The 7,474-nt window shown below is 46.2% G+C and carries 2 protein-coding genes; both read right to left on the bottom strand.

The window, feature by feature from the left end:
- Positions 1 to 472 precede the first annotated feature (472 nt).
- A complete protein-coding gene (locus DWX23_RS12585) occupies positions 473 to 4,114 on the bottom strand; it encodes a family 78 glycoside hydrolase catalytic domain (protein ID WP_122374748.1) in 3,642 nt (1,213 codons plus the stop codon).
- 174 nt (positions 4,115 to 4,288) lie between these two features.
- The gene (locus DWX23_RS12580; protein WP_122374747.1) at positions 4,289 to 7,456 is read right to left on the bottom strand and encodes a DUF5107 domain-containing protein; all 3,168 of its coding nucleotides are present in this window, start codon (positions 7,454 to 7,456) and stop codon (positions 4,289 to 4,291) included.
- Positions 7,457 to 7,474: the final 18 nt, after the last annotated feature.

Genomic DNA, 7,474 nt, shown 5'->3' with positions numbered 1-7,474 from the left:
TCCCCCCCCCCCCGTTAAACATTTTTTCATACTTATTTCACATTTATTATGTTATTAAGAATAGAGTATTTTATCAGTCTTACCTGATACGTTTAAGATTATCAAAATTGTACTTTACATAAATTTGATACTAGTGTTTTCAAAAGGAATTAAACCATAGGCATATTATATTAATGTTAAACATCTTCAATTCTTTATTTCACATGGCTAGCGCATTTATTGCAACAAAATTATTCACTTAAAAATAAAGAATGTTTAGAAAAATGACTTTAGATATTATAAAAATGACAGAATAGTTTATATCATACAAAACCCACTTATCCGTTAAGCTTCGTAGACATTAAAAGACTTTTATAAAGAATGATGTAATAACATATATTCACACTCCCCGGTGAAGGCATCACCAGGGAGTGTAAGATGATCCAAAGGATTGAATCACATACGACACACAGCTAAAACCCGAATAAGACTATTAACGCACCTCTACCTGACCGTCCTGTACCAGGAACTCGAAAGAGCCGGATTCCAGTTCATAAACAGCAACAGGTATTCCATTACGAGAAGATTTTCTTACAAATTTCACTCCTTTAATTTCTTTACAATCAGAAACAGACTCAGAGACAGGCAAATAAAGGGTTGCCGTCGTATTTGCCGGTACTGTCGTGCGATAAGCGGTCAATGTACCCTTCCCATCGGCAGTCCAGGCACTATGGATAACACCGTAGCAGGAGACATAACTTCCTGCTAAAGAAAGATAATCGGCACCGGCTGAAGGCTGCAGAACAAAATGCTTATATCCGGCTTCTCCCTGACCGTAATCGCTTGTAATACCTAGTTGATATTCATACATCCATTGCCCGACTGCACCTAAAGCAAAATGATTGAATGAATTCATAGCATTACTATGACCTTTAGCAAAGGCGACTTCATAACCGTTCCAACGCTCCCAAATAGAAGTAGCCCCTTTAGTAACCGGATATAACCAGGATGTAAAATCAGTACAGGTAAACATCCGATATGCTTCTTTAACATGGCCGGAACGACTCAATGCAGGCAGGATATTCGGTGTTCCGGAGAAACCGGTCGTAATCGTATAAGCCGGATAGCTGGCGTCACCCAGACCACTTGCAGATGGATTAGCAGCCAATTCTGCCAAATAGGCTTCCGCCCTGGCCTTGTTCCTATCGGAAAAACAATTGAAGTTCAGCGGTGTGGCATAAGAAGACTGTGAATGAACCAGTTTTCCGTCTACATTTTTGGTTTTACCTGTGGCTTCATCTACATATGCCTTATTCCATTCCTCTTTTACCAAGGCATGGCGCTCACGGAGCAACTCCGCATAGTCTGCCCGACCGATCGCATCGGCCATACAAGCGGTCACTTCCATCATATACATATAAATAGCATTATTAACCAGATCAGCAGGAGTATTCGGGTCCATTGCCAGCCAGTCAGACAATCCGCTTGCTTTGCTCGACAAATGAGGATAGGTCTCACTAAAATCATAAAAATCCATACCGTTCAACCAATCCATCATCGCTTCCATATTTTCCTCTATGACCTGTTTGTTGCCATACTGGATATAGAGTTGCCAGGGCACCATGCAGACAGCAGCCGCCCAAGTCGTACCATCGGCAAACGTCGTATCGTCTGCCAGGTTATAAGTCGGGACCGTACTGCCTATTCCACCCGGAGCTTCTGTAGCACTACCCACTCCCTGGTCTGCCCGCAAGGTCACCATCCATTGCCGGAAGAAATTCTGTACATCCGAATTGTAAGTAGCTGTACGCGTGTAAGCCTGTGCATCGCCAGTCCACCCCATACGTTCATTCCGTTGCGGACAATCGGTAGGGATCGTAAAGAAATTACCCATCTGGCTACGCTGTATATTTTTGAATAACTGATTTACCAGTTTACCAGTCCTGCCATCAGCCGTAACAGCCTCATACTTTCCGGAAGGCAAGTTGTCTGAAGAAAGGACCAATCCCTTCACACTGCTGACGGGTAAAGCCCCCGAATGAGACGGCAACGTAATCTGTATATACTGATAGCCCCGGTAGGTCGTCGAAGGCCGGATAGTCACTTCTCCGTCATCTTTCGCAATATAAAAATCAGAAACCAGCGCAGCACGCATCGTTTCATGCAACGGCCGGCCGGCTATATTTCTTCCCTTCTTCCCGTATTCACCGATATACCAGGCATCATCTCCCTTTAAACCTGGATAGAGCTGTTCTGCATAACGCATGATAACAACATCCCCTTTTTTCAGCCATCCTGCCGGAATAGTCACTGACGGAACACCGACCATATTCACCCCCATATCATATACATAGGTATGCTTATCGGCACTATGTACCGGCATAACCTGTCTGGCAGTCAATACTTCACGGACGCGTACCGGATCATCGTAGCGTGATACTATATCAAAATGTATCCAGTCTCTTTTTTGTATGATATCCGGTTGCCCCCATGCCGAATCGTTATAGGCCGTAGTAGTCCACCCTTCTACAGCCGGTTCCCGGTTCGCATCATAACGTTCCCCATGGAAGAAACTACCGGAGCGGACCGGCCCTTCTTTGTAAATCTTCCAGGTATCCTTATCGGTCACTACCACCTGTTCGCTTCCATCTTCATAAGATATGACGAGACGGGCCAACAGAGCTTCGTGATCTCCAAAGAAATTAAAATTAGGCATCGTAAAGGTCATATAGCCGGTATACCACCCCGGATTCAACCGGGCAGCAATGCAGTTATCACCTTCCGCCAACCGGTCGGTAACATCATATGCATAATAGCCCAATACCTCCCGGTACTGGCTATTACCGGGTGCAAACCAATCTTCACCGACACGGTTCCCGTTCATAAACAACTCATAAGCACCCATGGCCGTCACATACAATTTTGCCCGGGTCATTTTCTTCCCATTCCGGGTCGAGAATGAAGAGCGCAGCATCGTCAAAGCGCCATGACTTGGATCGGCATACCCTATTGTCATCTTTTCCGTATCGTTCCGGACAAGAATATCGTCTCCTTCCACACGGACATTCGGCAATGTTTCAAAAATGTTATAATGCTGTTTATCAAAAGTTACGTTATCCTCACTACGTCCGCAGTTCTGTACCCGATAACCGGAATAACGGACCTCACAATCCGGCATAGCCGCAAAACCGATCGAGGCCAGATGCGGTAATGTATTCTGGTCATGTGTATCTCCCCAGGGACCGACATTAAAACGAGCCGGTGTATTTCCGGAGGCAGCAGTGGTAGTCAATGCCTTTCCGTCGATAGTAAAAGTGAGATTGCTGGATTCGACTTTTACGGTTATCGTATGTTCCGTATTTTTATTGTCTGATGTAAAAAGGGAGTTGATATTGGTTTCCGGATATTTCTCTGCGGAAACAGTCAGGAAAGGAATATCGGCACGGTCGGATTTCGCATAGCCGACACGGTAAATATGTAAAGCTGCCCCCTGAGCACTACCTACACCGGACAGATCCAATTCGACACGCACATAGTTTTCCCCTCGCAGGTTATCAGCATTCTGAAAAGAATCGATCAGGCGAAAGTCGTTTGCCCCTAATATGAACGAAGCCCTATCCCCCTTGAGTAATTTGAACCGGGTCGAGATCATAAAATAGTTGGTAGCCGCAGCATCCAGTATCAACTCTTTCGAGCCGATCCATTCCGCACCGTCCCAGGCCGAAATATGGGGATTCATCAATCCGGTTTCAAAAAAGGAAGATGCCGTATAACTTTTACCTTGTGCATCCCAGACCGTCAGATTCCAGTCATAGGCCATCTCAGCCTGCAATGCCACTCCCATGTATTTTATCTGGGTAGAAATATCCGAATCGACTTTACGACTGTCCCACACCACCCGGTTATCACTTTTACGTGTGACGACTATCCGGTAGGCAGTTTGCTTTTGTCCCACTTCATCCGATTGCATCTGCCAACTGAATACCGGATGTTTATCTTCGACAGCAAGTGGCTCTACCTTATTTTGTACCTTTAGAGAAAGAATGGAAGTAGTGCACCAGGCATATGCCGGACAAAGAAACAGATAGCCTACCAACAAATATATCCAATGTAGCTGTAATAATGTGTATTTCATTGAGACAAAAAATTAAGAGGTTATTTTACAAATACAAAGTTAAGGCAGTACAAGGTTATCCCACATTCAATTTTGATGTTTATCTTTTCATTTTTGACAGTAGCAAAAATAGTCAGCCCTGTTATCGGCCTTACCGATAACAGGGCTGACAAGAACTAAGCCTTTTATACCGGATTATAATCCGGCTATTGAAAACAGGCGTACGATCAGGTCAAAATCGGAATCACGGAAAGAGGTTTCCCAGGGTGTCGTATCCGCCTGATCATTCCGTGATTTAATCATCCCCGCAGCCTTTTCTCTTTCTCCCCGATAAATAGCAGTGCACCATTGTACAATACGGTTTTCCGGAAAATCCGTACTCCAGGCAGTTACCATACGGCCTGCTTCCGGCTCCTTACCTGACTCACGCAAAGCCAGCGCACTTAACAAGTTACCGGAACCGAAATACGAATGTGATGTCTTATATCCGGCTACAGTAGCGAATAAGGCAGCAGCTTTCCGGTCATCCCCCTGCCCTGCCATCGCTTTCGCTTCCATATAATCTTCCAGACGGCTGTCGATCATGTTGTCATAAGGTTTCCCAACCCCCAGATTTTCCGGCCATTCCTTAGAGGCTTCCACGCTTTTCATCGCTTGCTTATAATTTTTACGGCCCAACTGTTCCATTGCCCGATATAGATTAGCCTCCCGGTAAACAGCCCGTCCGGCATACGAGCCTTCATTCGGAAGTACCTGCATCCGGCTCAACAAGGAGATGCATGACTGATACTCGCCCGTTTCACACAATGCCTTCGCATACTTCAAACCGATATAATAGTTCGACGGATACTTCTTCATATACTTCTTTCCCGTCTCGACTGCTTTCTGCCATTGGTTGCCGGCTACATAATAGTTGATCAAGGCAAAACCGGTACGCCATGACAGCCCGACCTGTTCCGCTTTCAACAGATCGGCCAACCGGGATTCACCTTCTTTCAAAGAGGCACGGGTCAAATAGAACGGCGCATAGTCCACGTCGCCACAACGCTCAAACAACGCGAACGCCTTTGCCTTATCCTGATTGGCCCACCGGATCAGCCCTTCATAATAATCGATCTTCCAGTCCGGGCGCACTGTCCTCGCCCATTCCAGCGCTTTCAAAGAGGAGGGACGGAAAGGGAATACCATCGCGGGGGACATCCCGGCAACTCGTTCCAACATCTGCCGACTTTCATCCTCGTTGCCTGTCCGGTGCAACAAGTAAGCCTGTTTGTAAAGGGCAACCGGATAACTACCCACGCATGACAAAAGAGACAGCGCTTCTTCCGTGCACCCCACCGACTCATACCATTCAGACAGCTCCATATAGGTTTCAAACGGCAGTTCATTACGTATCAACGACTGGAAATCATCGATCGGATGTCCGGAACCTTCACCCAGATAGAGCTGTTCAAAACGTGCGGCATGATATAACGGAAGGTCTTCCAACAACGACTCGATAAGTGCTTTTGCTTTTTCCGGTCGATCAGTCTTACGGTAGACCACCATTAGCACATGGTCGGCAGTCAGGTTCATCCCGTTAAACTCTTTACTCTTCAACGCATAATGTTCCGCCTTCGCCCAATTCTTATCGATCAGGAACATTTCGGCTAATTTTTCATAGGCAGCACTGCGTACGCCCGGCGAATAGGATGCTATCGAAAAGCCGTCTTTGGCATCCGTGTTATTCCCCAGCGCCCTATTGCATAACCCATACAGATAATTGACGTCTCCATCATATGTGTTAATGCTCAACGCCGTTTTACAACGGGCAAGAGCCTCGTCATAACGCCCCTGGCGATAATACAGGGAAGCCAGGTCTGTCAGCGCAGGTACGAAATAAGGATCTTTATCCAAAGATGCCAATAAGAATGTTTCTGCTTTATCAAGTACTTTTTGATTCATCCACTGTTCTCCCTGCGTATAAAGACCATACACCGAGTTCCAGTCAAAGTCGGCAGGCAGCTGTTTCGGACGATTGATTATATTATCCGACGGGACTTCCGAATACACCAATAAATCTTCTCCCACCACCACTTTCAGTTTTCCGGCAGCGACTGCTTCACTCAAAGGGATTGAATCTTTCCATGTTTCAAGCACACCGCAATTCAACGGGACGGAACGTACTTCTTTGTCTCCTTCACAGACCTTCAGCGTCGTAGACAGTTTCTGCAAAGGAGAAAAATACAACTTCAGGAAGCCATCTTCCCTCAACACGTTAAGCGCCCCGACACGGCTGGCTTTCGAAACTCCTTTTATTCCTTTTACCGGGAACCAATACTCCGTCCACCGGTCGGTACCCTGCGGACCGAATGCCGTATGTTTATAGGGAGTAAAGCTGCTATTGGAAGCCGGTTGGTTATACATACGTCCGGATTGCAATTCGATATACTGACCGTCGGTATCGGTCAACAGATCTTCCCAGATGCCTCCTTCACGGGAAAGTCCCCAAAGGAAGATCTTCATACCCAGCTTCTCGTCATAATCGGCATGATGGATCGAACCGAAATCATACTCATGCCAGTAAGCACCATAGAAATCGTTATATTTTCCTACTATATGGTATGATTTGGAATTGCCGAAATCATTCTTTTCATACCAGGAGATATCCCGGCCCTGTTCATCCAAAGGAAACGAATGGAGTTCGCCGCCATGCCCGATATAATTGGTTCCCGGATAACAGAACTGCGCATTCCCTGCTGCCGCATATCCGGCATTCATCCACTGATAGTAAGGCTGATCGATGGAAGAACCGTTATGCCAGGTCGTCGTTGTCGTAAAATAAGCTTTATCTTTCGGCAGATTCACTTCCACGGTCCAAAGTGTCCGGGTAACCAGTTCATAAGAGGATACATAACAACTCACACTTCCGTCCGGCTTCTGCCGGGTCACATAGTCTACCGGCGTACTGGAAGTCGGAGCATGGCCGATAATGCCGAAATTAAACTCGATCCCCCCCGATGTCCAGGGACCGCGCATGGCTATATCGCGAAACTTCACGACATGGTTGTTATAGATAAACTCCTTTCCGGTCGTTTTATCCGTCGCCCCCCATATCTTTCCTCCGATTTCCGGGAAGAGCGTCAGCTTGATATAGTCGTTTTCAAGCGAAACGACTTTCCATTGTTTATCGATCCCTTCAGCGGAGAAACCGTCAAAACGGAAATAGGGATAGAACAGATCGGAAGGATCTGCCACTGGGTCGGGATCAGAGAACGGATAGGTTTTAACTGTCTGTACCGTCTCTGTCACAGTCGCTTGCTGCTGTGCAAATAAAGGTTGCAACAAAGAGGTTGCACAAAGAAGGATGAGAATCTTTTTCATGGTAATTCATTTATATAT

This window comes from Parabacteroides sp. AF18-52 (assembly GCF_003479145.1).
Taxonomy (GTDB): domain Bacteria; phylum Bacteroidota; class Bacteroidia; order Bacteroidales; family Tannerellaceae; genus Parabacteroides; species Parabacteroides faecis.
The sequence above is the reverse complement of the archived record's forward strand: the minus strand, read 5'-3'. Positions and strand labels throughout refer to the sequence as shown.